Source organism: Microcystis sp. M53598_WE2 (assembly GCF_030067735.1).
In the GTDB taxonomy this organism is placed as follows: Bacteria; Cyanobacteriota; Cyanobacteriia; order Cyanobacteriales; family Microcystaceae; genus Microcystis; species Microcystis aeruginosa.
The window spans coordinates 1-3005 of sequence record NZ_JASJFE010000544.1 but is presented as its reverse complement, the minus strand read 5'-3'; the positions used below and the strand labels follow the sequence as shown (position 1 = coordinate 3005).

General features: G+C 41.7%; 4 protein-coding genes. 3 read left to right on the top strand and 1 reads right to left on the bottom strand.

Annotated elements, in window-relative coordinates; translation table 11 throughout:
* Positions 1-91: 91 nt before the first annotated feature.
* Positions 92-1180: a metallophosphoesterase family protein gene (locus PX636_RS11130; RefSeq protein ID WP_288117198.1), complete on the bottom strand. Its 1089-nt coding sequence runs from the start codon at positions 1178-1180 to the stop codon at positions 92-94.
* Between the two features lie 65 nt (positions 1181-1245).
* Between PX636_RS11130 and trmB the strand changes: the two genes are divergently transcribed.
* From trmB to PX636_RS11115, 3 genes are all read left to right on the top strand, one after another.
* Positions 1246-1881 carry a tRNA (guanosine(46)-N7)-methyltransferase TrmB gene (gene trmB, locus PX636_RS11125; RefSeq protein ID WP_012267192.1) on the top strand — a complete coding sequence of 212 codons (636 nt, stop codon included), beginning with the start codon at positions 1246-1248 and terminating at the stop codon, positions 1879-1881.
* A 34-nt stretch (positions 1882-1915) separates the two neighbouring features.
* Entirely contained in the window at positions 1916-2542 is a 627-nt protein-coding gene (locus PX636_RS11120) for a hypothetical protein (protein WP_288117196.1), read from the top strand.
* A partial coding sequence (locus tag PX636_RS11115; protein ID WP_288117195.1) for a thioredoxin family protein occupies positions 2543-3005 on the top strand: 463 nt, incomplete at its 3' end. It lies immediately after the preceding gene.

The window sequence follows — 3005 nt, the reverse complement described above, 5'->3', positions numbered from 1 at the left end:
CCTGAAAATTAGGTTGTTGACCACCTGAAAATCGATAAAACCCCTCACCCCACACCCCACACCCCACTCCCTGCCCCTAGGAAAAGCTTTTTCAGCAAACCCTAATTACGGCTTGATTGTCGATAAAATGAGGATTACCGAGGGGATCGATGGCACTGAAAGCGTAAAAATAACGGCGTGCTAGGGGCGGAAAATCGCTAAAATCGAAGATTGTGTCACCTTTGGCCACATCTGCCCAAAAATTTCGTAATTTCGGGGCTAATTCCTCCGCTAGACTCACGGGAAGATTGAGGGGATGGCAGGTTAATAAACGCATCATAAAAGGATAAGAGCGATCGCCTAACCATTGCCGAGAAATAGCGGGTAAATTCTCCCATCCGGGTATATTTTGCAGATGAAAGGATTCTATGGCTAATTCAACCGTGTTTTCGCAATATTCTAGCACCCGGTAGGGATGGGGATAACTGACGAGGGAACCGGTGGTAATTTCATAGATACCTCTAGTAAAAGCCAGATCCTGCACGTGGAGATGGCCAGTAATCAACAATTTTACGCCGTTTTCCTCTAGTATATCGAGCAGTTCTACCGCATTAGCCAACATATAGCGTTTACCTAATTCATGATTGCTTTGTCCGGGTAAATGCTCGATAACGTTATGATGGATCATCACCATCACTAGATCGTTTTTTAGCGCGGGTAAAATCTGTTTTAACCAATGCAATTGTTCTGCATCTAAACTGCCAATTTGTTTACCTTGATCATCGAATTGATTAGAATTAAGACCGATTAATTGCACTCCGGGTAAAATTTCTTTTTGGTAGTATATTTGTTCGGGGTCGCTGTAACCAAATTGTTGATAATAAAAGGGAAAATCTCCTAAACCGATCTGGTTTTCCGTCGCGGTTAAACTCAAAACATCATGATTACCCGGCACCACATAGACGGGGAAGGGTAAAGTGGCTAAACAATCGGCTAACCAACGGTGATTTTCTGGTTCACCATCTTGGGTTAAATCGCCAGCAATCAGCAGAAAATCGAGGTTAAGGGTGATGAGATGGTCTAAAACAATTTTTAAAGCGGGAATACTCACTTCCACCAGATGAAAGCGATTAGAATGGTTCAAAATGGTTGTGGGTAAAGCGATATGAGGATCGCTGAGAATGGCGAAACGGAAATTCATCGCATTCAATTGGGCTAAATATCGGTAAACTAGATCGATCGAGGAGAAATGAGGAGAAAATATCTTTGGCTAAAGTTCGCGTTCGTCAGCACGTCAATCCCTTAAGTCATAAATATCGCCATCCGATCGCTCCCCCCGATTGGAATCAAGTTTATCAGGATATGACGCAACCTCTCCATCTTGACATTGGTTGTGCGCGGGGTAAATTTTTGTTACAAATGGCCCAAGTAGAGCCAGAAATTAATTTTTTGGGCATTGAAATTCGTCAACCTTTGGTAATTGAAGCCAATCAGGAACGGGAAAGGTTAGGATTAAGTAATCTCGCTTTTGTTTTTGGCAATATGAATGTTGCCCCAGAAATTTTACTGCAATCTTTGCCCGCAGATAAGTTATTTTGGGTGTCGATTCAATTTCCAGATCCTTGGTTTAAACAGCGTCACAGTAAGCGTCGGGTTGTGCAGCCAGAATTAGTAATAGCTTTAGCTAAGTATATGGTAGCTGGGGGCTGGGTTTTTTTACAGTCGGATGTGGAATCGATCGCCCTGGAAATGACGGAGAGATTTCAAGCACATCCCCATTTTGTTCGGCAACATCAAACCCCCTGGTTAGAGGAAAATATTTTCCCCGTACCGACGGAGAGGGAAAAGTCCACTTATAATAAGGGTCAACCGGTTTATCGCTCGCTTTTTCGAGTTCGGTAGCTTCAGTTAAAATATCTTGGCACTGTCTGAAATCATGGTTAGAAATCTCGACTCACCCCTAATACTTGAGGATAATAATCGCCCCCCTGTCTCTCAATTGCTAGAATTTCTCTTAACCAAAGAAAAAAACACTAAAAAAACTAAAGAAAATCTTACTTTTGCGGCTTTAGTCGGTACTTGGCGATTATACTTTATCACGGGAACTCAAAAAGCGAAAAAGAGAGCGGGGATTGTTTTGGGTAAGGGTCGCTATCTACCATCCTGGTTAAAAATTACCATCTCTTACCAAAGAAATGAGAGTTTAGAACTGGGAGAATTTATCTCTGGAAGCGTCAGCAATCAGATAGTTTTAGGGGCAGTAAAACTATCCGTAAGCGGTCCGGTTAAGTTTTTTCCTAAAACCCGTCTTCTCGCCTTTGATTTTACCCAGATCAACCTAACCCTATTTAATCGCTCTCTCTATTCAGGTTTTATTAGAAATGGACAGGTAAGTGAAGCGAATTTTTATCAGGAAAGTATCAAAAAACAGGCATTTTTTGCCTATTTTCTGATCACAGAAACAATGATGGCAGCCCGGGGACGAGGGGGAGGATTAGCCCTTTGGGTAAAAGAGATAAGTGAGACAAAACTAGCTGAAAATAAGTTATTAGAGGAGAAATAGATGGGATATTCTATTGAGGTAGATGGGACAAATTTTGACAGTGAAGTAATCGAGAAATCCTATCTAAATACGGTGATTTTAGACTTTTATGCCCTGTGGTGTGGACCCTGTAAATTGGTAAAACCGATGCTAGAAAAACTGGCAAGCGAATATAATTTTATCCTGGCCAAAATAGATATAGATAAAAATCCCGAATTAGCCGAACAATACGATGTGGAAGGAGTTCCCGATGTGCGAATTGTCAGCAAGGGAGAAGTGTTACCCTGTTTTGTCGGTGCTTTGCCAGAAGAACAAATTAGAGACTTATTTTCCCGTCTCGATTTACAATCGGAATTAGCAACAGGATTAGCAGAAATACAAGAAGCGATCGCCCTCGATGATTTGCCCGCAGCTAAACAATTATTTGATCGTCTTTTCCCTAAATATCCCAACGAACCGCGATTAATTATTATGGCGGTCAAAT

Excerpts from the sequence above, each read along its gene's own strand:
- PX636_RS11130 (WP_288117198.1), bottom strand. The coding sequence starts at position 1,180 with ATGAATTTCCGTTTCGCCATTCTCAGCGATCCTCATATCGCTTTACCC.
- PX636_RS11120 (WP_288117196.1), top strand. The coding sequence starts at position 1,916 with ATGGTTAGAAATCTCGACTCACCCCTAATACTTGAGGATAATAATCGC.